This window comes from Paenibacillus glycanilyticus NBRC 16618 (assembly GCF_004000805.1).
Classification (GTDB): Bacteria; Bacillota; Bacilli; order Paenibacillales; family Paenibacillaceae; genus Pristimantibacillus; species Pristimantibacillus glycanilyticus.
Genome location: NZ_BILY01000031.1, coordinates 37664 through 63672, shown reverse-complemented (window position 1 = coordinate 63672; position 26009 = coordinate 37664). Strand labels below are relative to the sequence as shown.

23 protein-coding genes are annotated in these 26009 nt (G+C 52.9%); 2 read left to right on the top strand and 21 right to left on the bottom strand.

All coding sequences use genetic code 11. From position 1 onward, the window contains the following. Positions 1-74: 74 nt before the first annotated feature. From PGL01S_RS21925 to PGL01S_RS21875, 11 genes are all read right to left on the bottom strand, one after another. Positions 75-791 (bottom strand): YebC/PmpR family DNA-binding transcriptional regulator, encoded by a 717-nt coding sequence (locus PGL01S_RS21925; protein ID WP_127496706.1) that lies wholly within the window; start codon positions 789-791, stop codon positions 75-77. Positions 792-890: 99 nt separating this feature from the next. Beyond that, positions 891-3122, bottom strand: a complete 2232-nt coding sequence (locus PGL01S_RS21920; RefSeq protein ID WP_164775556.1) for a heavy metal translocating P-type ATPase — start codon at positions 3120-3122, stop codon at positions 891-893. 184 nt (positions 3123-3306) lie between these two features. Further along, complete coding sequence (locus tag PGL01S_RS21915; RefSeq protein WP_127496704.1) at positions 3307-4863, bottom strand: ABC-F family ATP-binding cassette domain-containing protein; 1557 nt, start codon at positions 4861-4863, stop codon at positions 3307-3309. A 120-nt stretch (positions 4864-4983) separates the two neighbouring features. Beyond that, positions 4984-6426, bottom strand: coding sequence for a bifunctional 2-methylcitrate dehydratase/aconitate hydratase (locus tag PGL01S_RS21910; protein ID WP_127496703.1), 1443 nt, complete (start codon positions 6424-6426; stop codon positions 4984-4986). A 35-nt stretch (positions 6427-6461) separates the two neighbouring features. Continuing rightward, positions 6462-7580 (bottom strand): citrate synthase/methylcitrate synthase, encoded by a 1119-nt coding sequence (locus tag PGL01S_RS21905; RefSeq protein WP_127496702.1) that lies wholly within the window; start codon positions 7578-7580, stop codon positions 6462-6464. Next, on the bottom strand, positions 7581-8489 hold the full coding sequence (prpB, locus tag PGL01S_RS21900) for a methylisocitrate lyase (RefSeq protein WP_127496701.1): 909 nt from the start codon (positions 8487-8489) through the stop codon (positions 7581-7583). It abuts the gene before it with no gap. An 11-nt stretch (positions 8490-8500) separates the two neighbouring features. Continuing rightward, positions 8501-9625: an acyl-CoA dehydrogenase family protein gene (locus tag PGL01S_RS21895; RefSeq protein ID WP_127496700.1), complete on the bottom strand. Its 1125-nt coding sequence runs from the start codon at positions 9623-9625 to the stop codon at positions 8501-8503. Between the two features lie 27 nt (positions 9626-9652). Then, positions 9653-10516 (bottom strand): 3-hydroxyacyl-CoA dehydrogenase family protein, encoded by an 864-nt coding sequence (locus PGL01S_RS21890; RefSeq protein ID WP_127496699.1) that lies wholly within the window; start codon positions 10514-10516, stop codon positions 9653-9655. A 33-nt stretch (positions 10517-10549) separates the two neighbouring features. Further along, positions 10550-11728, bottom strand: a complete 1179-nt coding sequence (gene mmgA, locus PGL01S_RS21885) for an acetyl-CoA C-acetyltransferase (RefSeq protein ID WP_127496698.1) — start codon at positions 11726-11728, stop codon at positions 10550-10552. Positions 11729-11741: 13 nt separating this feature from the next. Then, positions 11742-12839, bottom strand: a complete 1098-nt coding sequence (locus tag PGL01S_RS21880; RefSeq protein ID WP_127496697.1) for an acyl-CoA dehydrogenase family protein — start codon at positions 12837-12839, stop codon at positions 11742-11744. A 150-nt stretch (positions 12840-12989) separates the two neighbouring features. Then, on the bottom strand, positions 12990-13757 hold the full coding sequence (locus tag PGL01S_RS21875) for a MerR family transcriptional regulator (protein WP_127496696.1): 768 nt from the start codon (positions 13755-13757) through the stop codon (positions 12990-12992). A gap of 154 nt (positions 13758-13911) precedes the next feature. Here PGL01S_RS21875 and PGL01S_RS30945 point away from each other — a divergent pair, with 154 nt between their 5' ends. Further along, positions 13912-14049 carry a hypothetical protein gene (locus PGL01S_RS30945; protein WP_164775555.1) on the top strand — a complete coding sequence of 46 codons (138 nt, stop codon included), beginning with the start codon at positions 13912-13914 and terminating at the stop codon, positions 14047-14049. Between the two features lie 39 nt (positions 14050-14088). On the opposite strand, the gene PGL01S_RS21870 is transcribed toward PGL01S_RS30945, so the two are convergent. The 6 genes from PGL01S_RS21870 to PGL01S_RS21845 form a co-directional block, all read right to left on the bottom strand. Next, complete coding sequence (locus tag PGL01S_RS21870; protein WP_127496695.1) at positions 14089-15090, bottom strand: ABC transporter ATP-binding protein; 1002 nt, start codon at positions 15088-15090, stop codon at positions 14089-14091. Between the two features lie 30 nt (positions 15091-15120). Further along, complete coding sequence (locus PGL01S_RS21865; RefSeq protein ID WP_127496694.1) at positions 15121-15897, bottom strand: ABC transporter permease; 777 nt, start codon at positions 15895-15897, stop codon at positions 15121-15123. Continuing rightward, on the bottom strand, positions 15894-16703 hold the full coding sequence (locus PGL01S_RS21860; protein WP_127496693.1) for an ABC transporter permease: 810 nt from the start codon (positions 16701-16703) through the stop codon (positions 15894-15896). The genes PGL01S_RS21865 and PGL01S_RS21860 overlap by 4 nt, the downstream gene beginning before the upstream one ends. Next, positions 16700-17887, bottom strand: coding sequence for a serine hydrolase domain-containing protein (locus PGL01S_RS21855; protein ID WP_164775554.1), 1188 nt, complete (start codon positions 17885-17887; stop codon positions 16700-16702). Before PGL01S_RS21855 ends, PGL01S_RS21860 begins: the two co-directional genes overlap by 4 nt. Before the next feature lie 28 nt (positions 17888-17915). Beyond that, the gene (locus tag PGL01S_RS21850) at positions 17916-19070 is read right to left on the bottom strand and encodes a serine hydrolase domain-containing protein (RefSeq protein ID WP_127496691.1); all 1155 of its coding nucleotides are present in this window, start codon (positions 19068-19070) and stop codon (positions 17916-17918) included. A gap of 202 nt (positions 19071-19272) precedes the next feature. Further along, positions 19273-20844 carry an ABC-F family ATP-binding cassette domain-containing protein gene (locus PGL01S_RS21845; protein WP_127496690.1) on the bottom strand — a complete coding sequence of 524 codons (1572 nt, stop codon included), beginning with the start codon at positions 20842-20844 and terminating at the stop codon, positions 19273-19275. Positions 20845-20968: 124 nt separating this feature from the next. On the opposite strand from PGL01S_RS21845, the gene PGL01S_RS21840 reads away from it, so the two are divergent. Beyond that, positions 20969-22402, top strand: a complete 1434-nt coding sequence (locus PGL01S_RS21840; RefSeq protein ID WP_127496689.1) for a DEAD/DEAH box helicase — start codon at positions 20969-20971, stop codon at positions 22400-22402. Between the two features lie 74 nt (positions 22403-22476). Here PGL01S_RS21840 and PGL01S_RS21835 read toward each other — a convergent pair whose 3' ends face one another. The 4 genes from PGL01S_RS21835 to PGL01S_RS21820 form a co-directional block, all read right to left on the bottom strand. Further along, a complete protein-coding gene (locus PGL01S_RS21835; protein WP_127496688.1) occupies positions 22477-22782 on the bottom strand; it encodes a DivIVA domain-containing protein in 306 nt (101 codons plus the stop codon). Between the two features lie 165 nt (positions 22783-22947). After that, entirely contained in the window at positions 22948-23274 is a 327-nt protein-coding gene (locus PGL01S_RS21830; protein ID WP_127496687.1) for an L-rhamnose mutarotase, read from the bottom strand. A 420-nt stretch (positions 23275-23694) separates the two neighbouring features. Next, positions 23695-24945 carry a TolB family protein gene (locus tag PGL01S_RS21825; RefSeq protein ID WP_127496686.1) on the bottom strand — a complete coding sequence of 417 codons (1251 nt, stop codon included), beginning with the start codon at positions 24943-24945 and terminating at the stop codon, positions 23695-23697. After that, positions 24942-25922: a VanW family protein gene (locus PGL01S_RS21820; protein ID WP_174806588.1), complete on the bottom strand. Its 981-nt coding sequence runs from the start codon at positions 25920-25922 to the stop codon at positions 24942-24944. Before PGL01S_RS21820 ends, PGL01S_RS21825 begins: the two co-directional genes overlap by 4 nt. Between the last annotated feature and the right edge of the window lie 87 nt (positions 25923-26009).

Sequence of the window (26009 nt, the reverse complement as noted above, 5' to 3'; positions counted from 1 at the left end):
AAGGTGAAACGGCTGTCTCCGCTTAAATTTATATAAAAAAACGGCCGCCCTTAGGCGACCGTTTACCATCTCGATTATTCAAATTCAACGTTGTGATACACTTGCTGAACGTCTTCCAAATCTTCAAGCGCGTCAATCAGCTTCTCGAAGGAAGCAACCGCGTCTTGCGGAAGCGTGACGAAGTTTTGCGCAAGCATCGTTACTTCTGCCACCGCAAACTCCGAAATGCCGGCATTTTTGAATGCCTCTTGCACCGCATTAAATTGATCCGGAGCGGCATAGACCATAATCGTCTCGTCCTCTTCCACGATATCGTTGACGTCAACGTCCGCTTCCAGCATCAATTCCATCACTTCGTCCAGCGATTTGCCTTCCACGCCGATAACGGCGGTCTGGTCGAACATATAAGATACCGATCCGCTTACGCCCATGTTGCCGCCGGCTTTGTTGAAAGCCGAACGCACTTCCGGAGCCGTACGGTTCACGTTGTTCGTCAGGGCATCCACGATGATCATGGAGCCTGCGGGACCAAATCCTTCGTAACGGAGCTCGAAATATTGTTCGTCGGAGCCGCCTTTTGCTTTATCGATCGCGCGATCGATAATCGCCTTCGGTACGTTATACGTTTTCGCGCGCTCAAGTACGAACTTCAAAGCGCCGTTGGATTCCGGGTTAGGCTCGCCTTTCTTCGCCGCTACATAAATTTCAAGACCAAATTTCGCATAAATGCGGCTTGTGTTAGCGTCTTTCGAAGCTTTTTTCTCTTTAATGTTATTCCACTTACGACCCATGCTGCACCACTTTCTTCATTTTTCTATATGCCTATTATAACGGCTTTTCCTTGTATTGGACAACTCCTAATCCGATTGCGGTGCAGAAAGGCCAGTTCCTTAACGTCTTACTTGGAGCTTTTGTAGTCTTAGCGCATTCAGGACGACGGATACCGAGCTTAAAGCCATAGCTGCGCCGGCTACCCAAGGCGCAAGCAGGCCGATTGCCGCAATCGGAATGCCTAGCGTGTTGTAGCCAAGCGCCCAGAACAGATTCTGTTTAATATTCCGCATCGTCATCCGGCTGATGTAGATCGCATCCGGAATGCTTTCGAGATCGCCGCGCATCAGCGTGACGTCCGCGGCTTCCATCGCCACATCGGTCCCCGTGCCGATCGCCATGCCGATATTGGCTGTCGCCAGCGCAGGAGCATCGTTAATGCCGTCGCCAACCATAGCAACGATATGGCCTTGCCGCTGAAGCTTTTTCACTTCCTCCGCTTTGCCTTCCGGAAGAACTTCAGCCAGCACATGATCAATTCCGGCTTGCGCGGCGATCGCTAACGCGGTGCGTTCATTGTCCCCGGTAACCATAATGACCTTGATTCCAAGCTCTTTGAGCCGCCCGACCGCGGATACCGAGCTCTCCTTAATCGTATCCGCCGCCGCGATGATTCCGGCGTATTGCTCGTTAACGGCAACCAGCATGGCCGTCTTGCCCGCTTCCTCGAGTCTGTTCATGACCGGATAAACGTCCTCCGCATGAATGCCGTTTTCCTCGAGCAGCCTGCGGGTTCCGATCAATACCGGTTTCCCTTCCACCGTAGCCCGGATTCCAAAGCCCGGCAACGCTTCAAACGACTCCGCGGAACCAAAAGATATACCCCTCTCCCGTATACCGTCAGCTATCGCCACAGCAAGCGGATGCTCGGAGAGCTGTTCTGCTCCGCCCACCAGTCGCAAAAATCCCGCTTCATCCTTGTCATCCGCAACAAGGATATCCGTTAACGTCGGCTTGCCGTTTGTTACCGTTCCCGTCTTATCGAGAATAATCGCATCCACCTTGTGAGTTTGTTCGAGATGCTCGCCGCCCTTGAACAAAATGCCTAACTCCGCCGCGCGGCCGGAACCCGCCATAATCGAGGTAGGAGTTGCGAGACCAAGCGCGCAAGGGCAGGCAATGACGAGAATCGCAATGGCGGTCTCAAGCGCCGCGGTCAAATCTCCCGGCTTGATAAAGATCAGCCATACCAGGAAAGCAAGAACCGCTATACCCGTTACGATGGGGACAAAAATACCGGAAATGACGTCTGCAACCCGTTGAATTTGCGCTTTCGAGCCTTGCGCTTCCTCCACAACCCGGATAATCTGGGCAAGCGCCGTATCCGCTCCTACTTTTGTCGCCTGCACTTTCAAGATGCCATTGCCGTTAATGGTTGCCCCAATTACGTTATCGCCAGCACTTTTCTCCACCGGCAGGCTCTCGCCCGTCAGCATCGCTTCGTCAACCGCCGAGGCGCCTTCGAGCACCAGACCGTCAACCGGAATTTTCTCGCCCGGCCGGACCATGACGATATCTCCTTTGACTACTTGCTCGACGGGAATAAACATTTCTTGACCGTCCCTTATAACCGTAGCCGTCTTCGCTCTCAGGCCCATAAGCGACTTGATCGCTTCCGAGGTCCGCCCTTTGGCCAATGTTTCGAACAGTTTGCCGAGCAATACCAGGGTAATCAGAATCGCGCTGGTCTCGAAATACAGCTCCGGCGCATGATGCATCGAGGAGCCTTCCGCTTCCCATTTGAGTGTTGCGTAAAGGCTGTAAAAATAAGCGGCCGACGTGCCAAGCGCGATAAGCACATCCATATTGGCGCCGCCGTTTCGCAGCGCTTTATATGCGCTCACGTAGAAGGAACGGCCGATGTAGAACTGCACGGGCGTTGCCAGAACAAGCTGGAACCAAGGATTCATAAACAGCTCCGGCACATACAGCCAGGAAGTAAACGAAAAATGTCCAACCATGCTCCAAATAAGCGGGAGCGATAATAAAGCTGAAATCACGAGCTTTCTGATTTGTCCCTGTCTTTCGGGATTCTTCTCTACGGCGGCACTTTCCACGCGCTCTGCGGCGGCATAGCCTAACTGCTCGACCTTACGCTCTATATCCTGGGCGGAGACTTCGCTTGGCGCATACTCGACTCGGGCCGTTTCCATCGCGAAGTTAACCGTTGCCGAAGCAACGCCGGGAAGTTTGTTCAACCCTTTCTCTATGCGGTTCGCACAGGCGGCACAAGTCATTCCGGTTATGTCAAAGGTAGTCTGGTCATGATCGTTTGATTCCACGGGAGCCATACGCAACACATCCATTTCTTATTAAGTTTGATTGGCTTCAGTATACCCCCCACCCGTATATATGTCAATCATTAAAAATACCTATAGGGGGTATATTGAACGTTAGCCGCTTCCGCACAAAAAAAATCCTGCCCGACAACAAGCTGTCAGGCAGGATCAGTTCTATCTATTATGCACCAAACGTTTAGAATACTTTCGTTGTCCAGGACTCGCAGTTCCACGTTTCCGTAACAACCTGCTGATAAAATTCAGGTTCGTGGGAGATCAGGATAATGCTGCCTTTGTACGCTTTGAGCGCGCGGGCCAGCTCTTCCTTCGCGTCAACGTCCAAGTGGTTCGTAGGCTCGTCAAGCACGAGCAGGTTCGTCTCGCGGTTGATCAGCTTGCAGAGGCGTACCTTCGCCTTCTCGCCGCCGCTAAGCACCGCGATTTTGCTCTCGATATGCTTCGTGGTCAGGCCGCATTTCGCAAGCGCCGCGCGAACCTCGAATTGGTTAAGCGACGGGAATTCGTTCCAAATCTCATCGATGCAAGTATTGTTGTTTGCTTCTTTTATTTCCTGCTGGAAATAACCGATGCTCAGAATATCGCCAAGCTGAACGGAGCCTTCCAGCGCAGGGATTTCGCCCAGGATGCTGCGGAGCAGCGTTGTTTTGCCGATACCGTTCGCTCCGACAAGAGCGATCTTCTGGCCGCGCTCCATACGGAGGGTCAGAGGTCTCGACAATGGCGAATCATAACCGATTACCAGGTTGTTCGTTTCGAAGATCAGCTTGCTTGAAGCCCGCGCATCGATAAAGTTAAACTGCGGCTTCGGCTTTTCCTTCGCCAGCTCGATAACATCCATCTTGTCCAGCTTCTTCTGTCTCGACATCGCCATGTTCCGGGTTGCGACGGATGCTTTGTTCCGGGCAACGAAGTCCTTCAGCTCGGCAATTTCCTGCTGCTGGCGCTTGAACGCCGACTCCAGCTGCTGTTTTTTCATTTCGTGAACTTCCAGGAAATGATCGTAGTCGCCGACGTAACGGTTCAGTTCCTGATTTTCCATATGGTAAATCAGGTTGATGACGCTGTTCAGGAATGGAATATCATGGGAGATCAGAATAAACGCGTTCTCGTACTCCTGCAGGTAACGCTTCAGCCACTCGATATGCTGCTCGTCCAAATAGTTGGTAGGCTCGTCGAGGAGAAGGATATCCGGCTTCTCGAGAAGAAGCTTCGCGAGCAGAACCTTCGTGCGTTGACCGCCGCTCAAATCATGCACGTCTTTATCGAGGCCGATATCGGTGAGGCCAAGGCCGCGCGCCGTTTCATCGATCTTCGCATCGATCAGGTAGAAGTCCTGGCTTGTCAGCGTATCCTGAATCGTGCCGACATCCTCCAGAAGCTTCTCCAGCTCTTCCGGCGATACTTCGCCCATGCGGCCGTACATGTCGTTCATCTCTTGTTCCATGTCAAACAAATATTGGAATGCGCTCTTAAGCACGTCGCGCATGGTCATTCCTTTGCTCAGTACCGCATGCTGGTCGAGGTAACCGACGCGAACCTTCTTCGACCATTCAACCTTGCCGTCATCCGGCTGAAGCTTGCCGGTAATAATGTTCATGAACGTGGATTTGCCTTCGCCGTTTGCGCCGATCAGACCGATATGCTCCCCTTTGAGCAGACGGAACGATACATCGTTAAAAATCGCGCGGTCGCCAAATCCATGGCTTAATCTTTCAACGTTTAATATACTCATGAATGCACCTTTTCTTTTTAATCTTTTTTCCTCGTTATATTATAAGCGTTAGAGGGCTCATAACTCAATGAAGGATGTCAAGAAAAGATGAAAAAAGCGGCCTTTTGAAAGGCCGCGGCGTCAAATGACGAATAAATCGACAAATTGATCCACCTCTGTGCGCTCCAATGCCTCCTGATCCAGGCAAAGCGCGGCGATCTGGCCGGCTTGCTTCGCCGGGAAACGCGTCCTCAAATTCTCTTCGAATTTACTTACCAGCAAAGGAATGCCTTCCTCTCTCCTTCTCCGGTGGCCGATCGGGTACTCCACCTCCACTTTACCGGTTGAAGAGCCGTCCGCGAAAAATACTTGTATAGCATTAGCAATCGAACGGTTGCCTGCATCCAGGTACTCTTTGGAATACCTCGGATCCTCTATCGTACGCATTTTGTCCCGCAGCTTATCGATCCGGGGGTCGGAAGCCGCCGCATCTTCATAATGATCCGCCGTTAGTTCGCCATGCAGCATTCCGACCGCAACCATGTATTGCAGGCAATGATCGCGGTCCGCCGGATTATGAAGCGGTCCCCGTTTGTCGATAATGCGGATCGCCGACTCATGGGTAGTAAGCTCAATCGCGGCAATCTCGTCAATCCGGTCTTTCACATGCGGATGCAGCCGAATGGCCGCTTCAACGGCCGTCTGTCCGTGGAATTCCGCCGGAAACGAGATTTTGAACAAGATATGCTCCATGACGTACGAATCAAGCGGCCTCGCCTGAACGACAGGCTTCCCTTTAAACAGGACATCCTGGAATCCCCAGCCCGGGGCGCTCAGCACGGATGGATAGCCCATCTCGCCGCGAAGCGCCATCATGGCAAGCCATACGGCGCGGCTTGTCGCGTCCCCCGCAGCCCATGATTTTCTTGAGCCCGTATTCGGCGCGTGGCGGTACGTCCGGAGAGCATGCCCGTCAAGCCAGGCATGCGAGACGGCATTGACGATTTCGTCCTTGCTGCCTCCAAGAAGCTGCGCGACTACGGCGGTCGAGGCGATTTTGACAAGCAGCACATGGTCGAGCCCTACCCGGTTAAAGCTGTTCTCCAGCGCAAGGATTCCCTGAATTTCATGCGCTTTGATCATCGCCGTCAGCACCTCGCGCATGGCGAGCGGGGCTTTGCCCTCGGCTCTATTCTTGCGGCTGATATAATCGGCGGCAGCCAGAATCCCGCCAAGATTATCGGAGGGATGGCCCCATTCGGCGGCCAGCCAGGTGTCGTTGTAGTCAAGCCAGCGGATCATGCAGCCAATCTGGAAAGCGGCCGTAACCGGGTCTGTCGCAGTTGAAGTGCCCGGTACACGCGCGCCGTTTGGCACAACGGTTCCCGGCACAAGCGGACTAAGAAGCTTGGCGCATTCCGGATAACGGAGTGCTAAGAGTCCGCAGCCAAGGGTATCCATCAGGCATAACCTAGCCGTGTTGTAAGCTTCCTCGCTGGCGAGCTCTTTATGAAGAACATAATCCGCAATATCGACCAGCAGCGGATCGGGATCCGGTCGATTCGCACTATAGGTTACGGACATTTAAGTTGTGCACCTCCCTGACGGTCAATCTTTCATTAGCGCTGATCGAGCGGCAGCCACTCTTGCGGCTCAGGCCCGATATAATCGGCGCTTGGACGGATTATCCGGTTCCCTGCCCGCTGCTCAATGACATGCGCCGACCAACCCGTGAGGCGGGACAACACAAAGACGGGAGTAAATAACGGAGTGGGGATTCCCAAGTGGAAATAAGCCGAAGCGCTGTAGAAATCCAGATTGGGAAACAGCCTTTTTTCTCGGCGCATGACCTGTTCGATTCTCTCGGAAATCTCGTACAGCTTCCTGTCTCCTGCCTGTTCGGACAGGGCAAGCGCCCATTCCTTAATCACATCGGAACGAGGGTCAGAGACCGAGTAAACGCGGTGCCCAAATCCCATGATCAGCTGCTTTTGCCGGAGAGCTTCCAGAATACCCGCTTCTGCGTCATCCGGATTGTCGTATCGTTCGATGAGTGCCATCGCCGCTTCATTGGCGCCGCCGTGCAGCGGTCCGCGCAGCGTGCCCACTCCGGTCGTGATCGCCGAATAATAATCGGATAACGTAGAAGCCGTAACCCTTGCCGCAAACGTAGAGGCATTGAATTCATGCTCCGCATACAGCGTAAGGGAAACATCCAGCGCTTTGGCATGCTGCTCCTCCGGCTCTCTCTGATGCAGCAGCCCCAGAAAATGAGAAGACGTGTCGCCGCCGCTGCCTTCGGTATCAATCCGCTTGCAGCTATTGTGGTAGTGATACCAATACAGCAGAATCGATGACGTACAGCCAATCAACCGGACTGCAATATCCAAGGCGGAACGCCCTTCCTCCTCCGGCTCGAACGAAGCAAGCGCGGAATAGCCGGTCCGGAGCACATCCATCGGATGGGTGCTGCCCGGCAGCAGTTCGAGTATGCCGGTTAAGGCCGGCGGCAGCACCCGGCTGGCCGCAAGCTGCTTGCGGAATTGGTCAAGCTGCACGGCATCCGGAAGCCATCCGTACAAGAGTAAATAGGCAGTCTCCTCAAAGGCTGCGAATCGGGCCAAATCGTAGATGGAATAACCGCGGTACGATAATCCCTTCCCTTCCTTGCCGACCGTCGAGATTCGAGTCTGGCCGGCAATAACAGCCGCAAGGCCGCCTTGCTTTGGTTCCGGCATTTACCCCTCTCCCTTCTCCTCCTTCAGCTCCTTCTGCTCCATTCCAAACAACGCATCAAGTTTATATTCGTAATCATAATAGTGAAGAAAATCGTAAAGCTCCGCCCGCGTCTGCATCAGATCTACCACCTTCTGCTGCGAGCCCTCTTCACGGATCGTGCGGTACACGCGCAGCGCCGCCGCGTTCATGGCCCGAAACGCCGATAAAGGGTACAGGGCAAGGCTGACTCCCGCATCCCGGAGCTGCTCTATGGTGAACAGCGGCGTTTTCCCGAATTCCGTTATATTCGCCAGAATAGGTACCTGCACGGCATCGGCAAACCTTTTATATTCGTCCAGACTGCCAACCGCTTCGGGAAAAAGCATATCCGCCCCTGCTTCGACATACCGGCTGGCGCGTTCAACCGCGGCCTCAAGCCCTTCCGAAGCCAAGGCATCCGTTCTGGCCATAATGACAAAGCTGCTGTCGGTCTTTGCGTCTACCGCGGCTTTGATCCGGTCGACCATCTCATCGGTTCGCACCATTGCTTTATTCGGACGGTGCCCGCATCTTTTCTCCGCCACCTGATCCTCGATATGGACAGCCGCAACGCCGGCTCTCTGCATTTCCTTAATCGTTCTGGCGATCTGAAAGGCACCGCCAAAGCCCGTATCGATATCGACTAACAGCGGCAGCTCCGATACGTTCGTGATCCGGCGGATATCCTCCAGCACATCCTGAAGCGTGGTAATTCCAAGGTCAGGGAGGCCAAAGGAAGCATTGGCGACTCCCGCGCCGGATAAATAGAGCGCGCGGAAGCCAACCTGCTCCGCCATCATGGCGGCATACGCGTTAATCGCCCCCGCCACCTGAAGGGGCTGCTCCTCCTGGATCGCGTCACGAAGCTTAAGTCCGGGGCTACTTCTCATAAAAGTCACCTTCATTTCATCATTCTTCCGCTGATTACAAGGCGATGGATTTCATTGGTACCTTCGTAGATTTGCGTTACTTTCGCGTCTCTGAACAGCCGTTCGGCGGGATGCTCCTTGGATACCCCCTCTTCGCCCAACAGCCGGACGGCAGCTCCGGACACCGCAACCGCGGTATCGGAAGCAAACATCTTGGCCATTGACGCTTCCTTCGTGCATGGCCTTCCCTCCTGCCGAAGCGAAGCGGCACGGTAGACAAGCAGCCTGGCGGCCGCCGTTCGTGCAAGAAGCTCCGCCAGCTCGGTGTCACGGGACGTATACGGAGCGCCCTTTGACGATCCAAAACGCTCACGCAGAAGCTCAATCGAGGCTTCGGCTATTCCTAGCGCTTGCGCGGCAATGCCGATCCGCCCGCCGTCAAGCGAGCCTTTTGCAATCGCGAAGCCTTCGCCTTCCCGTCCCAGCCGGTATTCCTCGGGAATACGCAGCTGTTCGAGATAAAGCTCGCAGGTATTCGAGCCGTGAAGACCCATTTTCCGCTCGGGCTTGCCGATATGAAGCCCCTTCGTGCCTCCCGGCACAATAAATGCGGTAATGCCGCCGGCACGCTTCGTCCCGTCCGTAACGGCAAACACGACATATACCCCGGCCGCTCCTGCGTTGGTAATAAACAGCTTGGAGCCGTTTAGCTCATAATAATCGCCTTTCAGCTCGGCTGCTGTCCGTATAGCGGCAGCATCCGAACCGGCATGCGGTTCCGTTAACGCAAAGGCACCGATCCATTCGCCGGAAGCCAGCTTTCCGACGAAATGTCGACGCTGCTCCTCCGTTCCGTAGTTCAGAATGGGAAGTGTGCATACGGAGGTGTGCACGGATAAAATAACGCCAACCGCCGCGTTAACCCTCGACACTTCGTTAATCGCGATAATATAGGAAATAAAATCCAATCCTGCCCCGCCCCACTGCTTGGGTATCGGGATTCCCATCCACTCCCGCTCCGCCATCTTTCGGATGATATCCGCAGGAAAGCGCTCCTCGGATTCCATCCGTGGCACGGCTGACGCTATTTCCTCATTGGCAAACCGTCTTATAGCCTCCCTAATGGCTTGCTGCTCCTTCGTAAACCGGAGTTCCATGGACAATCGCTCCTTTCGGGTGCGATTCTATTCGTAGCTGTAAAAGCCCTTCCCGGTTTTCTTCCCTAACCAGCCGGCCGATACATAGTTGCGCAGCAGCGGGCACGGCCGGTATTTCGAATCGCCTAGCCCCTCATGCAGCGTCTCCATAATGTACAGGCAAGTATCCAGCCCGATGAAATCCGCGAGAGTAAGCGGGCCCATCGGATGATTCATGCCTAGCTTCATAATTTGGTCCACCGCTTCGGGCGAAGCCACGCCTTCATAGACGGCATACACCGCCTCGTTAATCATGGGCATGAGAATCCGGTTCGAGACAAAGCCCGGATAATCCTCAACGCGAACGGCCGTTTTCCCAAGCGATTCGGCAAGAGCAACCGTCGTTGCCAGTGTATCGGCCGAAGTAGCCAGACCCCGAATGACTTCCACAAGCGTCATAACCGGAACCGGATTCATAAAATGCATGCCAATCACCTGCGAGGGGCGCTTTGTCACTCCGGCGATGGCTGTTATAGAAAGCGAAGAAGTGTTTGTCGCCAGAATGGCATGCGGCGGACAGATCCGGTCCAATTCCTTGAACAGCTTCCGCTTAAGCTCCAGCTGTTCGGGGATAGCCTCAATAACAAAGTCGGATACCCGGCAGGCTTCCAAAGTAATAACCGGCGTCAGCTTCCGCATGGCGGCTTCCTGCTGCTCCTTCGTCAGCTTTCCCTTCTTGACAAATCGGTCAAGCGAGCTCCCAATCGCGTACATCCCGCGCTCAACCGCCGCTTCGGTAATATCGTAAAGCGCGGTCTCGTATCCGTACTGCGCCAAAGTCTGGGCAATGCCGCTCCCCATCTGCCCGGCTCCCAGCACGGTTACCTGGCGGATCTCCTGTACCTGGTCCATCCCCTTCACCTCGGTTCTCGTTCAACCATCCGATCACGCATCAACCTGAAGCAGAATCGCGTCGCCTTGCGCTCCGCCGCTGCAAATCGCGGCGATGCCTAGTCCGCCGCCCCGCCGCTTAAGCTCGTGAATCAGCGTCAAAACAATGCGGGCGCCGCTTGCTCCAATCGGATGCCCAAGCGCGATCGCTCCGCCGTTGACGTTTACTTTTTCGGGATCCCAGCCTATCATCTGCCCGCTGATCAGCACAACCGAAGCGAAAGCTTCGTTCACTTCGAATAGATCAATCTTCTCCAGCGGAACACCCGTCTGCTTCAGAAGTTTGCGGATCGCAAGCGCCGGGACGGTTGCCAGATACGCCGCTTCCGCGCCTGCCGAAGCATGCCCGAGTATGGTTGCTAGCGGCTTAGCGCCCAGACGGGCGGCTCCCTTCGAAGACATGACCGTCACCGCGGCGGCGCCGTCATTCACTCCTGGAGCATTGCCGGCCGTAATCGTCCCGGTCCGATCGAAGGCGGGCTTTAATTTGGCCAGCTTTGCCGCATCCGTATCCGGACGCGGACACTCGTCGACGCTAAGCTCCGTGCCGTCATCCAAGATAACGGGAACGATCTCCTCGGCAAAGCGCCCGCTCTGCTGTGCAGCTACCGCGCGGATGTGACTGCGGAGCGCCCAATCGTCCTGCTCTATACGCCCGATATTGAACTCGTCTGCCACCCGGTTGCCAAGCGAGCCCATCGGCACCTGGTGGAACGCGCAAAACAAGCCGTCATGATTCATCAGATCCACAAGCGCAGCATTGCCCATTCTAGCGCCCCATCTCGCCGTCGGAACGGCGTAAGGAGTGCGGCTCATGCTTTCCATTCCGCCTGCCACAACGATCTCGGCATCGCCGGAGCGAACCATCTGATCAGCCATCGTGATAGCCCTCATGCCTGATGCACAAACCTTGTTTATCGTCTCCGACGGTACTTCCCAGCTTAGACCCGCCAGCCTCGCGGCTTGCCTGGACGGAATCTGGCCGGCTCCCGCCTGAAGCACCATGCCCATAATGACGCCATCCACCTGCCCGGGCGAAATGCCTGATCTTTGCATGGCTCCCGTAATCGCGGCAGCTCCCAGCTGAACGGCCGGTACGGTTTTGAACTGGCCTCCATATTTGCCAAACGCTGTTCTTGCTCCGGCTACGATGACCGACTGACGATTAGACATCCGTCAGCTCCCCCTATTCCGCCTCCAGGCTTAAAATAGCCGAATACGAATGCTCCGAAGCTGCTTCCAGACTTTTGGCATCCCGCAAATAACGTTCAACGGGGTATTCGCGCATATAGCCGTATCCGCCAAAAATCTGTACGGCCTCAATAGCCGTCGCTACGGCGTGTTTGATCGCGTAAAGCTTTGCCATAGCTGCTTTCGCGCTGCTTGACAATCCTCTGTCCGTGGACCAGGCCGCATCATAGACAAGCCACCTTGACGCCTCTACATTTGCCGCCATATCCGCCAGCTTAAACGCTATGCCTTGCTGGCGTCCGATCGGTTTGCCGAATTGCGACCGTTCTTTCGCGTAGGCTAACGCGGCATCCAATGCTCCCTGGGCAATTCCCGTAGCTTGGGCAGCCGCACCAATATCCCGAATAACGTTAATGTCATTAAATACAACTTCCGCCCCTCGTTCCGAGTTTTCTTTAATCCCATTAAATAAAGAGAAATTTACCGATTGAAACCGCAGTTCCGCTCTTGGCATCGCCCGCAAACCAAGCTTGCTTTCCGAAGGCGCGCAGGTGAGACCGGGACTGTCACCCGAGATCATGCCGAGCGAGAATCCTCCGGCCCGATGCTTAATTAACCCTACGTAATGATCCGCTACGCCAGCCAGTTCGACGGACGGAAGAGATCCGTCAAGCTTATAGATGTCTTGGCCCATCCTTTTTCCTCTTAAAGTCGGATGGGAATAAGCAATGGTTCCAAGCTTTTTTCCTGTAGTTAACGGCATTAAATTTATCTCGCGCAAGCTATCGCTTCCATGCTTGGCGAGCACCCATGCCGCTGTCGTATGCATCCCCAGCATAACCGAGGTTGAAGCACATACGCGGGCAAGCTCCTCCAGGACAATCGAGTAGACGAGTAGATCGCTGCCCGCTCCGCCCCACTTCTCGGCAATCGGAATCCCCGTTAAGCCCATCGTCGCCATATTGTCGAACAAGCTGCGGTCAAATCGCTCAAGCTCATCTCTGTCAACCGTCCCCGGGGCAAGCTCGCTTTCCGCAAAATCCCTTACAGCCGCACGCGTCAGCTCGTATTCCTCGTCCAGCTGAAACCGCATCTCCCCCTCCCCCTTTCCGCAAAAGGACAACCTATTCGACGGATTCCGAGCCAATATCAATATATGAAGGAGCCTAACGCTAACATGCCGTAAGCCATAAAAAACCGCAGCCTGTATGGCTGCGGCAGACAAAATATGAGTGTTCGACGGTTACGGCTGCTTCACGCCCGTATAAATATGAATGGCATCCCTCAAAAAAGCGGCCGCTCCGGGCTGGTCGGCATCGTAGTAGGCGGTGAACCGTTCGTCATCCACATACATTTGGGATAATCCGGCATGTGCCTCCTTCGAATACTCCTTCCAATAAAACATCAGCCAACGTTTGTGCAGCTCTGCCGTTTTCTGAGCCAGCTCGCCTGCGGGATCACCGGTTTTGATAGCTTCCGCCAAGGCTGCTTTGATCTCTTCCCCAAGCTTCGTTACTTCGTCATACTGCTCCTGCGTCATATGGCTCAGCTTCGCGTTGGACGCATTAACGGCATCGTCGCCGTATTTTCCCCGGATTTCCTTGCCGTATTTTTTCTCGTTCTCGTCAATCAGCTTTTGTTTGAAGCCTTCGAATTTTTGTTTGTCGGACATGTTCATTCTCCCTTCCGCATGCTCGATGGATTGCTCGACATTCCGGATAAGGACATCCAGCTGCCGCCTTCTGTCGAGAAGCTGCTCGCGGTGCTCCTTCAGCGCGGCCCTCTTATCAAAGGCGGGATCTTGAATGATTTGCCTGATTTGCTCAAGCCCCAAGCCAAGCTCGCGGTAAAATAAAATCTGCTGCAGCAGATCCACCTCCGCCTGCCCGTAAATCCGGTATCCGGATGAACGGACTCTTGCCGGCTTTAACAGTCCAAGTTCATCGTAATACCGCAAGGTTCTCGTGCTTACGCCCGCGAGCTGTCCCAGCTTCTGTACGGTATATTCCATATCTGCTCACCTCCCGACAACCTTACTCTACACCTTGACGCAACGTCAAAGTCAACGGCAGATTCCCATTTTTCTCAGCTTTTTATTTCCTTCATTATACAATGCATGAATTAACCAAAGCCCGCTCAATCTAGAAGGGTTGGAGGTGAAAAACATGACAGGACGCAACAACAAGCCCGACAATGACGGACCCGCTGCAAGCCCTTCGCGCCTTGACCAATTCGGCGATAAGCTTGCCGACAATTCCGGATCGGTTCCGAAGAAGAACAGCAACAACAATACTTGCAAATAACTCAAAAAAAGGACTGCCGGCAAAGGCAGTCCTTCCTGCTTATGACTTAGCCGCAGCAGACTCTTCGGCCGCTTCCGCCATATACAGCTCCTTCATAATCGATTCGATCGGAATGGCGTCAATCGCCATGTCCACAATGCCATAAACCTCGTTAAACTCCCGGATAAAACGTTTCAAAGGCAATACGCTCGTATCAATCTCCAGCGCAAGCTCTAGAGGCCCTTTCCGCTCCGTAACCGTAATACCCTGGATACGGATATCCGGAACAACGGTTTCCATCGTCAGACGAACCGACTTCTTGTCGCCCAGCCTGCTTCTTAACATGGCAAGCGAATCATCCACCACAATCTCGCCGTGATTGATGACGATCACCCGCTCCGCAAGCAGCTCGACATCCTCCAGGTCATGCGTCGTTAGTATAAAGGTGACTCCCTGTCCGTTCATGCTTCGTATGAAATGGCGGATATTCTCCTTCGCAATCATATCCAGCCCAATCGTGGGCTCATCGAGAAACACGATTTCCGGACGGTGCAGCATCGCCATAATAAACTCGCATTTCATCCGTTCCCCTAACGATAGCTGACGGGTAGGCTTTCGGATAATATCGCCAACGCCAAGCAGCTCGGTGAGGTCATTTAACGTTGATTGATACTGCCGCTCCGGAACGCCGTATATCGCTTTGTTCATATAAAAGGCATCGACGGGAGGAATATCCCAGAGCAGCTGCGACTTCTGCCCAAAGACGGCGCCAATGCGGCCGACATACTGTCTTCTCTGCTTCCAAGGAACAAACCCCAGCGCTTTTACTTCGCCCGTTGTGGGGTGAAGGACACCCGTCAGGATCTTGAGCGTCGTTGACTTCCCTGCGCCGTTTGGGCCAAGAAACGCCAGCATCTCCCCTTGCGGAACGGTGAAAGACAAATCGTGAACGGCTTTGATTTCCTTCATCGGCCGTTTGATTAAATTACGCGTCACTTCGCGGAGCGTATGGCCGCGTTCATGAGTCATATACGTTTTCGTCAGATTTCTCACTTCGATCATGCTAACCCTTCTCCCCTTCGTCTTTCGCCTCTAGCCGCCGGCACTTGTATAACCTCTCAGCATCCGGTTCCAATATAATATCCCGAGCAGCAGGAAACCGGCAGCCGGCAGCAGCGCCCATAATCCTCCCCAGCTGGTCCGGCCAAGCAGCGCTTCAGCAGGAACAAAAGCGATCAGACCTACGGGAAGAACATAGGTTAATACGTTTTGCAGCGATTTCGAGAAGATGGTTCCCGGATACATGCCAAAGCTTGTGAAAGCGTCAAAAATATCAAAGACCCGGCTGCTTCCGACCCAGCGGAACAGCATGCCGGACAAGAACAGGGATACCGCGCCTAACATCGTGACTGACGCCAGGAACAGCAGTCCGAATTGCAGCCACGCCCAGCCGCCGGGCATCACCATCCCGTTTAAGGCGTAAACGAACAGAACCGTACCGCTGAACAGTCTGCCGAAATCATCCGGATCGAAGCCCGTGATCATCGCCATCAGCATAACGGGTCTAGGCCGGAGCAGCAGCAAGTCAAACGTTCCTTCGCGGACATGGCCTAGCGTTGTTCCCACCATGCCGAAGAAGAACGGAAAGGCGATTCCCTTCGACAGGGCAAACACGGCTTGAATGAGCAGTGCCTCATGCATCGTCCATCCGGGAAACGAAGCGCCGGATTTGTACACGAGCAAAGTAACGAGCGGAACAACCAGATCCCCGATAACGAGCATGACAACGCTAATAAAGAAATGGCTGCGATATGCCATCTGCTCCGCAAATTTGGTTCGCAGAACCGCACCGAATAAGGTCTCTCTCATACGCCCACCCCCGTAAATCTTCGCATGGCGGCGTTGTACAGAACAGTCATCGTTAACGCAGTCACCGAAACGGCAACGGCTTGCAGGCCTACCGCCTGTGCAAGCGACAGATGAATGCCGGCAAGCTCATATTCTCCTCCGTACACTCTAGTCGGCAAATAAGTAATGAACTGAAAAGGAAGGAAAAACAATACTTTTTGCATCGCATCCGGGAAGAAGGACAGCGGAATAAATACCCCTGCGCAAATATCCTTCAGGAGCAGGAACACCCGCCGGATTCCTTCTGCCCGGATCAGCCAGAAGGCGGTTAATCCAACGCAATAATTGACCATAAAGTTCATCAGGAAGCTGAAGGTAATGGACAAGACAGCCCAGCCCGGAGCCGCGGGCTGCAGATTTACTCCAAAGACAAAGATAAACAGAAGAAGAACAGGCAGCACTTCAACCCAAAGCGCTAGCGAGCGGTGTCCGATCTTCTGAGCCAGTGCGAACAGCCAATGCGGCAGCGGCCTTAGGGCAAAAGTGACAAACTTCCCGCTGCGCACCAGCATCTGCAGGTTCCAGTCCGCGAAATCAAACGAGATGTAATGGATAAGGCTGGCGACGCCATAATAAGTAAGCATCTGTTGGTAAGTCAGCCCGTTTAACGTCTCATGCCCTTGGTAAACGGCCTTCCAGATAAAAACCTGAACCAGGAACATGACAGGCCCAACTAGCAGCGAAGCCGCCATATGCGACCGGAACGCCGCCCACTCCTTGTAGGTAGCGAAGCCGATCGCGGAAATGACGGCGGTCAGCCGCTTCACAGCCAGCCGGAGCCGATAATGTTTTGCGTACCGTTAATCGACTCCGGACACCAGTCCAGATTGGAAGGCACAAAAAATACGACAACCGACTGATGCTGAGGATCAACAAGCAGCTTGCAGCGTCCCGCCCCTTCATGGCCGTAGGAGCCAACGGGCAGCCACTCGTCATGCCCGGTGAGGTTCGCTCCAAGTCCGTACGTAAAGCTCTTGACCCGCCCTCCCCAGCAAAAGCCTTCAATCCCGCTGTTCAGCACATTCGTGCTCATCTTCTCTACCGACTTGCGGGATAAGATTTTGACACCGTCAAGCGTGCCTTTGTTAAGCAGCATCTGACCAAAGCGGTACAAGTCATCCAACGTAGAGTTCATGCCGCCCCCGGCTCTTTGCGGACTGTATTTGCGGTCATGCTTCTTCGTATCCCGATTCTTCTCATGCTCGTTAATCCAGCACACCTCATTCAGCAGCTCCTCCGGAATATCGAAGAACGTACGGTTCATGCCAAGTGGCGTTACAATCCTCTCCATTACGTACTGCTCAAACGGAATTCCGCTTGCGCGGGATACAATCTCGCCCAGAACGTTAAATCCGGCTGACGAATAGCTCCATTCTACGCCAGGCGCCGATAAAGGCTGACCGGATAAGAGAGAGCGAATCCACTGGCTGCGACGCTGCTTTTCCAGCTCCTCCGGATCGGTGACGGCATCCGGCCCTTCCGTCTCCGGCTCGAAGGCGAACAGCATATCCCACCAGCCTCTCGGATAAGGCTCCTGGAAGTAGCCGGGATCCGCCTGAAGGCCCGAAGTATGGGTCAGCAGGTGCCAGATTTGAATTTTTTCGTACGTGGCGTTTTTGAATTCCCCGATCCATTCCGAGACCGACTGCCGGAGAAACAGCTTGCCCTGCTCGACCAGCTGAAAAATCGCCGTCGCGGTGAACAGCTTGGTTACCGACGCGATTTTGCGGATCGTATCGTCCTGGCAGACCAAATCGGGATCCGTGTACTTGAGCTGTCCAAAGGCGGCTTTTGCAAAAACCTTGCCATTTGCGGAAAGAAGATAAGACGCGCTTTGAATTTGTTTCTGTTCGATAAGCGACTTGAAATGCTCCTCCAGCCGAAGCCGCGCATCCGGATCGAATCCGGTCTCCTGCGGTTGTATTGCCGTATTTACACCCGATGTTGACATGGGCATCCCTCCGTTAAAAGACTGATTATTATTCCAATCCCGACCAGACGATAGCCCGCGGGGTAACCACCGATTCATTCGTGAAGCCTTTATGGCTTGGAACCAGGAACGCGAATACCAATTCCTCGACGGGATCCACATACAAGCCGCAATGGCCGTAGCCTTCATGCGAGAAGGTTCCTTTGCTCGCCAGATCAAAATGATCTACCGACCAGCCTAGCCCGTATTTGAAATCCGCGTGAAGATTGCCCCAGCCCCTGCTCGTTACACCATGCAGATGATTGGCCGTTTGCAGCTCAACGGAACGTTTGGACAACACGCGGCTGCCGTTGCCGATTCCGCCGTCCAGCATCATCTGTCCGAATTTCCACAAGTCCTCAAGCGTCGAATAAAGACCGTTGCCTGCCACGTTTGGCATGTCCGCCGTCCGCTCTCGCGGCTCGTAGATTTCTCTTTTCTCCCAATCATTCGTGCAGCAGACTGCGTCCCGTTGCTCCTCGGGCACCTTGAAGAAGGTATTCGTTAAGCCGAGAGGAACCAAAATCTCATCGTGTATGTACTGTTCGTAGGTCTTGCCGGATACCTTGGCAATAATTTCGCCCAGTATGGCATATCCGCTTGAGCAATAGATCCATTCCTTTCCCGGCATGCGCTGCATGGGTCCAGAGATGACAACCTGCAGCCAATTGATATGCGGATAAGTTTTCTTCGCTTCGTGCGCCATCCATTCGTACCACGGAAGTCCGTAAGGCTCCAGGTAAAAACCGGGATCTCCCTGAAGACCGGAGGTATGGGTGAGCAGCTGGAAAATCGTAATGTCGCGGTGCTTATCGTTGTCGAATTCGGGCAGGATCCGGCTGACGGATTCCGTCAGAAAGATTTTCCCGCGATCTATTAGCTGATGGATAGCAACTGCCGTAAATACTTTGGTGATCGAATAGATTTTCCGAATGGAATCGGGAAGAAGATCCGCGCTGCCGTCTTCATGGCGCAAACTCCCTAGCGAGCGCTGTGCGAATACCTTTCCTTTTCTTGCGATGATGTAGCTTGCGGCTTGAATCGTACCGTTTCCGATAATGGAAGCATAATGATCGTCGAGACGCCGGAGATGCTCTCTATCGAATCCGACTTCCTCCGGACTGGCATTGGTCCAGCCCTCATGAATGTGAATCATGTCCTGCATTTAAGTTGACCCCTCCCTGAATTGGAGAATCATGGAAATGGAAATACATCCCTATTCTAAGGGCACGAATGTTCGCATGTCTATGCCTTTTTCGAGTAAAAACAAAATATATTTTGCGATTTGTTTAAACCTTTGCACTTTTTCCGTAATAAAAAAAGCAGGACATAAGCACATACGCGCTTTGTCCTGCCTTTGCGTTTCTCTACAAGCTCAGTTCGCTTACCCCGGTATCCGGATCGAAGGTCAGCATTTTTGTTCCGATTTTATCGATAAAGAATCGATCATGACTGACAGTGATAACCGCTCCCGGGAAATGAATCAGCGCCTGCTCCATCACTTGAATACTCGTTAAATCAAGATGATTCGTCGGTTCGTCCAAAATAATAACGGCGGCACCGGATAGCAGGCATTTGGCAAGCGCAACCCGGGCTTTCTGCCCGCCCGACAGATTACCGATAAATTTGCTTAAATCCGCTTCTGAGAATTGCAGCATGGAGAGGAACTTATTGACCTTTTTCCGCGGCGCATCCAGGCCAAGCCCATACGTATTCACCGCATGGCTGACCGTGTCCTTCGGATCAAGCTCCTCCCACATCCGGTTGAAATAAGCGTAGCTTACCCCTCTCTCCCAGACGACTTCGCCGGACTCCTGCTTCTCCTGCCCCGTCAACACTTTGATGAGAGTGGATTTCCCGCTCCCGTTAGGGCCAACGATCACAAGACGATCTTCCTTTTGAATGTCAAAGCTGATATTCTCGAAAATCCGTCTGCCGTCATACGTTTGGCTGATTTGCTTCACTTCGCATAATTTGTCCGGAAAACGCAGCTTTTCGTAAATATCGGTGATCAGCACATTAACGGGATGAGGCTCAATCCGTTTCTTGTTATCCGCTAGTTTACGGGAAAGACGGTCTTTCGACGTCTTTTTGCTGCTTCGGCTGTCTATGGCTTCAGCTTCCATCAGGAGAAGCTCCTCTTCCCACTCGAACTGGCGGTCCAGCTCCTTCTTGCGCAACTTCTTCTTGCGGACATAATCGGTGTAATTGCCGTCGTATTCCTGAAAATGATAGTTCTCGATCTCGATCGTTCTCGTAACGACTTTATCGATGAATTCCCTGTCATGGGACACCAGAATCATGGCCCCCTTGAACCGGAACAGCCACTGCTCCAGCCAAGCAATCCCTTCCATATCCAAATAGTTCGTAGGCTCGTCGAGCAGGACGACATCCGGCGTTTGGATGAGCATCTTGGCTAGTGCCGCGCGGTTTCTCCAGCCTCCGGACAACTCGCCGACCGGCTGATGACGCGAATGATCGTTGAATCCCAGCTTCGTAAGCACGGTGTTAATCTCGACAGACACATTCCAGCCGTCCAGATGCTCCATCTGCTCGAACAATTCCGCTTGTCTAGACAACAGCTTGTCCATCTCGCCGTCATCCGTCACCGATCCCAGCTTCTCCGCAACCTCCTGAAGCTCTCGTTCGATGAGTGCAACTTGCTCAAAGCACATCTCCAGCTCCTGCTGCACGGATAAGCTGCCGCTAAGTTCCGAGAACTGCGAGAAGTAGCCGATCTTCGCTTGCGGATCGATCTCGACCTTCCCGGACGTAGGCTCTTCCTTGCCCATAATGAGCCTGAATACCGTAGACTTGCCCGCGCCATTACGGCCAATCAGTCCAACGCGTTCCCCTTGACTCAGGCGAAAATAAATATCGCGAAAGATCATAGCGTCTTCATATTTTTTCGTTACGTTCTCAAGTCTAATTACGCTCATCGCTATCATCCTTTCATTCTTCTAACGATTATAACACTATCAATCGCGATTCCGGGTATAATGAACAAGTATAAGCTAATATGTACGGCCTAGTATGGCGAATATCATGCAGAAGAGGTTTAAGATGACGGTATTTAAAGGATTAAGCAAGGAAATTACGACAGCTCTGAGCAGCTTGGGCTTTGACACCCCTACGGAGGTGCAAGCGAAAGTGATCCCCATTGCGCTCGAGAAAAGGGATCTGGTCGTCAAATCGCAAACCGGCAGCGGAAAAACAGCCGCTTACGGCATCCCCCTCTGCGAGCTTGTGGAATGGAACGAGAATAAGCCGCAAGCTTTAATCTTGACGCCAACCCGCGAGCTTGCGGTTCAAGTCACGGAGGACATTACCAATATCGGCCGGTTTAAACGAATCAAAGCAACGGCCCTTTACGGGAAATCTCCTTTTCATATTCAAAAGGCCGAGCTGAAGCAAAGGACGCATATGGTAGTCGGAACGCCGGGACGCGTGCTTGACCATATTGACCGAGGTACGCTTGCGCTCGACAAACTCGCTTATCTGGTCATTGACGAAGCCGACGAAATGCTGAATATGGGATTTATCGAACAAGTCCAATCGATTATTCAAGCCTTGCCCGGCGATCGGGTAACGATGCTGTTTTCCGCCACCTTCCCCGAGGATGTCGCCAAGCTGTCTCGACGATATATGGACAATCCCGCGCAAATTGAGATTCAGGCAAGCGGACTAACAACCGCAACCATTGAACATTCCCTTATTGAAGTGAAGGAAGCGGATAAGCTGGCCTTGCTGCAGGACGTTCTAGTTGCGGAGAACCCGGACAGCTGTATTATTTTCTGCCGGACCCAGGAGAATGTCGACAAGCTATTCCGGTCGATGGCCGAGCTCGACTATCCATGCGATCGCATCCACGGCGGTCTGGAGCAGGAAGAACGCTTCGAAGTGATGAATGCGTTCAGAAGAGGCCAATTCCGCTATCTGATTGCGACGGATGTTGCGGCAAGGGGGATCGACATTACGAACATCACCCATGTCATTAACTACGATATCCCGTTAGAGAAAGAAAGCTACGTGCACCGTACGGGACGTACCGGACGCGCCGGCAAAAACGGAAAAGCGATTACCTTCCTCGCCCCTAACGACGGCAGACGGCTGGCGGAGATCGAAGATTACATCGGCTTCGCGATTCCGAGAGTGCCGGCTCCTTCTGAAGAAGAGGTTAACCGCCGCCTCGAAGATTTCCAGCGCAAAATAAACGTTGGAGTTGAGCTGAAAAAGGACCGCCGCGAGCAATTAAACAAGCAAATCATGAAGCTTAACTTCAATGGCGGGAAGAAAAAGAAATTCAGGGCGGTAGACTTCGTCGGGACCATTGCGAAGCTTGACGGGGTAACGGCTGACGATATCGGGATCATAACGATTCTCGACCATGTGACCGATGTCGAGATTCTTAACGGCAAAGGTTCGCTTGTTCTTGAGCTGATGAAGAATACGACGATAAAAGGCAAGCAATTAAAGGTACGCCGAGGAAACAAATAAATTTTTCTGATAAAACGAAAAGCCGCTTCCGCTCTATCCGACATAGAGCCAAGCGGCTTTTTAACATGCAACGATTAGAATACGCGCGGGCGAAGCGTTTCTCTCTTTTCCCCGAATACGCGCTGCTCCAGGTCTTCCAGACGGCGTTTGATCATGAAGTAATCGAAGGCTTCCTTGTCCTTCATCAGTTCCATATGTATGTTCGCCAGGTCAGCTTCAAACTTCACGATCAGCTCCTGCATGCGGCTGTAGTCCTTGATAATCTCGTCGAGGAACTCATCCACCTGCTCTTGGCTGTAGCCTCTCATCTTTTTCTCGAATTGCTTAGCATGTATGATTTGTGCTGTTAATTGAATACCGTATTGACTTAACTCGCTCATGGTATAAATGCTCCTCTCAAAACTCGATAAAAATGACACCTAGTCTCTATAATACGACGATTTTCGACTTTCTGCAAAGCCGCTCTCTTCCAGTTAACAAAAAAGGACCGCTTAACGCCAATTCGCGTCAGGCAGCCCTGGATAAATTCAACTTGTTATTACGGCTTATTTCAGGTAAAAGACTTCTCTTAACGGACGAATCGGCTCGGCTTCGCGGAAATCGAATGAGCCCTCCACCATTTGCGAGGTAATGGCGTTCCAGCGGTTGCACGGCTCGCTCTCGGCGATTATGCCGAACGCCTTCTCTACATCATCGCATTCGAAGCAGTAGAAAAACTGGTTGCCGTTCTGAAAGATCGAATAATTCCGGATCCCTGCGCGCGAATGCTCTTCCATAATTTCAGGCCAAGGGGCCAGATGCATGGCTACGTATTCCTCAAGTTTTTCTTCTTTGATTTTCCAGGTCCAAGCGAATTTATTGCTGTTCTCCATTTGCTACCTCTCCTTCTCTTTCCTTCATTGCCGAACGTCAATCATGCCCTTCCTTATGAAGACGTTTACAAAAATGCTGACAGGATCAATATAGGCTATCCATGTCATGGTGTAAAGAGAAGATTTTTCGCGCGATATTCGAATCGGCCTGCGGGCAATCTAATGTCGCCACAGGTTGTAGGCGCCATTCTATCGCAGGGAGGAATAACAAACATGTCGCATAATAAACGACGCTCTTTCCAAGGTAAAATGCATGCACTGCAGTTCAACTCGTTAGAAGCTGAAAATAATGTGGCGGGGTCAACGGACCGGAACCGCAACCAAAAAGGCCATGTTCCGAACAGCCCTTCGACAGGCTAGATGTTCCGTTAGACCAATGAAGCAATGAATGAAGGAGCTCCGTCATTGGAGCTCCTTCGTTCACTTGTTCAAATAACCAATCATGTCGCTCCAATTCGCTCTGCCGTAATAATCTTCGGCAACGGTCAGCTTCGTAATCCAGGATAAGGACCGTCTTGCGCCCGGTTTGATCAGCTTGACCTCCGCGGAGCCTTGACCGGACTGCACAAAGGCAATCATCCCGTTCCTCATGATTGTTGGCGCATAATCGCCATAGCCTTCGATGCCTCTCGTCACATTTTTGCTCTGCCCTGTTCGAAGATTAACCTTGGCAAGCAAAGGCAATGTTCTGTCTTCTTCATCGCCCGACCATGCCGACTCTTTCCTCCGGGACACGATAATCGCTTCATCGCGGTCCCAAGTAAAGTCATTGTCGGCATAACCTCGAGGCGTCAGAACGCGCTTCTTAACCGAGAGAATGTCCTCGAGAACAGCCAGCTTCTTGTTTGATGTCGCTTCTCTGCCTGTACCTTCAATAAAGGCAAGCTGGCCGCTCGACGGCGCCCATTGAAACCAATTGGCATAGCCCAGCATCTGACCGGCCTTCACAAAGCTCCGGCCATCCGAAGACAACAGGATTAACGTGTTGGCATCGGAAGATAAGGAAGCGGTTGGCTTGGCAATAAACGCAATCCATTTTCCGTCCGGCGACCATTTGAACGGGCTTGTCTGAATCGCGAAAAAATCATCCGATTGGGCAGGCAGCCGGTAAAACAGCTGCTTTGACCAAGCCCCACCCGCACCGTCAGGCTTAAGTACATACAGCTCAATCGGAGCCCAGCCGCCTTCCGGCAGCAGCTCAGCCGCAGTAGATGCAAGCAGTCCGCTTCCGTCCGGAAGCCACGAGAACTCCCCTGCATTGTCCATAATACGGTCCTGCGAATGGTCGCTTGGCCTGTCAGCCGACATGACGCTAAGCGTTCTTCCGGACAAGATGGCTAACCGGTTGTCATTGGGAGCCCATTTGGCATTGCTGCCTTCCCCCAGCCTTCTCATGCCGCCGGTTGCAGCTTCATAGGTCCACACTTCCGGCCTGTTCTCACCCCGAAGGAAGGTCATCCAATTCCCGTCTTTTGACCATTGAGGGCTTCGAATATATTCCTCCTTCGTCAGCGGCTTCTGTACCTCGTCAACCGCCAGCCATAAGTTATTGGTCCGGATAAAAGCAGCCTGCAGCGCTTCCCGTTCCCCTTCCGCAGCCGCGCTTGTAAGAGCCAGCAATGAAGAGACGACAACAGCGGCCATTATCAAAGCAGTTAATTTTTTAATCACGGAAGCAACTCCTTCCCTTCATTAAGGTCATGCTGTTGGGCTTTGAAAGCAACTTCCTCGGGCAGTTTTTTCGACATGCTTGGAATGTGGCGGTGTTTGTATTCAATCAGCTCTGAAGAGTACACGGACACAAATACACGCCCGCTTCCGGCGAAAGCACGGATCAGAACCGGTTGATTGTATTGATTCTTGAATACGAAATCCGGTCCGTCCCAGCTTACCGTAGCATCCCGTCCGGGCATCACGTAAGGCACATGCCGGCTATGCGAGTATCGCTGGATGATTGTGAGTCCCGCGCTGTCAATGGCATTAAACAAAGTGGAGGATACTTGGCAAATGCCGCCTCCCACTCCCTCGGAGAGCTCCCCGCGGACGATTATCGGAGCACTCAAATATCCTTTCTCCGGCGTTCTTGGCCCCACGGTACGGTTAAACGAAAACGTCTCGCCGGGGAAAACGACCGTATTGGAAATCGCTTTTGCAGCTAAGGAAATGTTATGGGAGCGGTTCTTATTGTTGCTGTTGTAATAAGTAACATAGTTGCCGATCGCTTTTTCCTTAATGCTGGCAAGCAATTCGCTGTCCACCCTCGCGTGCACATGTGTTAAAGGCACCTCAATGGCCCAAGGCTTGTTATTAAAGAAATAGCTGTAAAATTGCGTGGCAAATTGATCGCGGTCCAGTTGATAACCAGACTGTTCCGGAACGATCGTCCCCCTATCGCCGATATAAGCGTTAACGGGGGGCATATTGATCTTTTTCTCCAGCTTGGACTGCAGCTTATCGAACTTCCCGATATCCAAAAAGGACGTTCCCGGAAGATCGTAATCGTCCCGCTTGATCTGGGCAATCGGTTGTCCGCGGAACTCAATGGTCAGGTGTTCAGGTACAATATAAGGCCGCTCGGGCTGTACGGGCTGTACAGGCTGCTGCAGCAGGATAGCAAGTCCGGCTATCCAGATTCCGTTAAATCCCATTCTTCACTTCTCCTATCGTCACATAAGCACTAATTCAGCCGAGAATAATAATGGACAAGGGATAGTATGGTTCGCCGAAGCTTCAAT

Coding starts and splice junctions, on each gene's coding strand:
- PGL01S_RS21925 (WP_127496706.1), bottom strand. CDS start 791: ATGGGTCGTAAGTGGAATAACATTAAAGAGAAAAAAGCTTCGAAAGAC.
- PGL01S_RS21920 (WP_164775556.1), bottom strand. CDS start 3,122: ATGGCTCCCGTGGAATCAAACGATCATGACCAGACTACCTTTGACATA.
- PGL01S_RS21915 (WP_127496704.1), bottom strand. CDS start 4,863: ATGAGTATATTAAACGTTGAAAGATTAAGCCATGGATTTGGCGACCGC.
- PGL01S_RS21910 (WP_127496703.1), bottom strand. CDS start 6,426: ATGTCCGTAACCTATAGTGCGAATCGACCGGATCCCGATCCGCTGCTG.
- PGL01S_RS21905 (WP_127496702.1), bottom strand. CDS start 7,580: ATGCCGGAACCAAAGCAAGGCGGCCTTGCGGCTGTTATTGCCGGCCAG.
- prpB (WP_127496701.1), bottom strand. CDS start 8,489: ATGAGAAGTAGCCCCGGACTTAAGCTTCGTGACGCGATCCAGGAGGAG.
- PGL01S_RS21895 (WP_127496700.1), bottom strand. CDS start 9,625: ATGGAACTCCGGTTTACGAAGGAGCAGCAAGCCATTAGGGAGGCTATA.
- PGL01S_RS21890 (WP_127496699.1), bottom strand. CDS start 10,516: ATGGACCAGGTACAGGAGATCCGCCAGGTAACCGTGCTGGGAGCCGGG.
- mmgA (WP_127496698.1), bottom strand. CDS start 11,728: ATGTCTAATCGTCAGTCGGTCATCGTAGCCGGAGCAAGAACAGCGTTT.
- PGL01S_RS21880 (WP_127496697.1), bottom strand. CDS start 12,839: ATGCGGTTTCAGCTGGACGAGGAATACGAGCTGACGCGTGCGGCTGTA.
- PGL01S_RS21875 (WP_127496696.1), bottom strand. CDS start 13,757: ATGGAATATACCGTACAGAAGCTGGGACAGCTCGCGGGCGTAAGCACG.
- PGL01S_RS30945 (WP_164775555.1), top strand. CDS start 13,912: ATGACAGGACGCAACAACAAGCCCGACAATGACGGACCCGCTGCAAGC.
- PGL01S_RS21870 (WP_127496695.1), bottom strand. CDS start 15,090: ATGATCGAAGTGAGAAATCTGACGAAAACGTATATGACTCATGAACGC.
- PGL01S_RS21865 (WP_127496694.1), bottom strand. CDS start 15,897: ATGAGAGAGACCTTATTCGGTGCGGTTCTGCGAACCAAATTTGCGGAG.
- PGL01S_RS21855 (WP_164775554.1), bottom strand. CDS start 17,887: ATGTCAACATCGGGTGTAAATACGGCAATACAACCGCAGGAGACCGGA.
- PGL01S_RS21850 (WP_127496691.1), bottom strand. CDS start 19,070: ATGCAGGACATGATTCACATTCATGAGGGCTGGACCAATGCCAGTCCG.
- PGL01S_RS21845 (WP_127496690.1), bottom strand. CDS start 20,844: ATGAGCGTAATTAGACTTGAGAACGTAACGAAAAAATATGAAGACGCT.
- PGL01S_RS21840 (WP_127496689.1), top strand. CDS start 20,969: ATGACGGTATTTAAAGGATTAAGCAAGGAAATTACGACAGCTCTGAGC.
- PGL01S_RS21835 (WP_127496688.1), bottom strand. CDS start 22,782: ATGAGCGAGTTAAGTCAATACGGTATTCAATTAACAGCACAAATCATA.
- PGL01S_RS21830 (WP_127496687.1), bottom strand. CDS start 23,274: ATGGAGAACAGCAATAAATTCGCTTGGACCTGGAAAATCAAAGAAGAA.
- PGL01S_RS21820 (WP_174806588.1), bottom strand. CDS start 25,922: ATGGGATTTAACGGAATCTGGATAGCCGGACTTGCTATCCTGCTGCAG.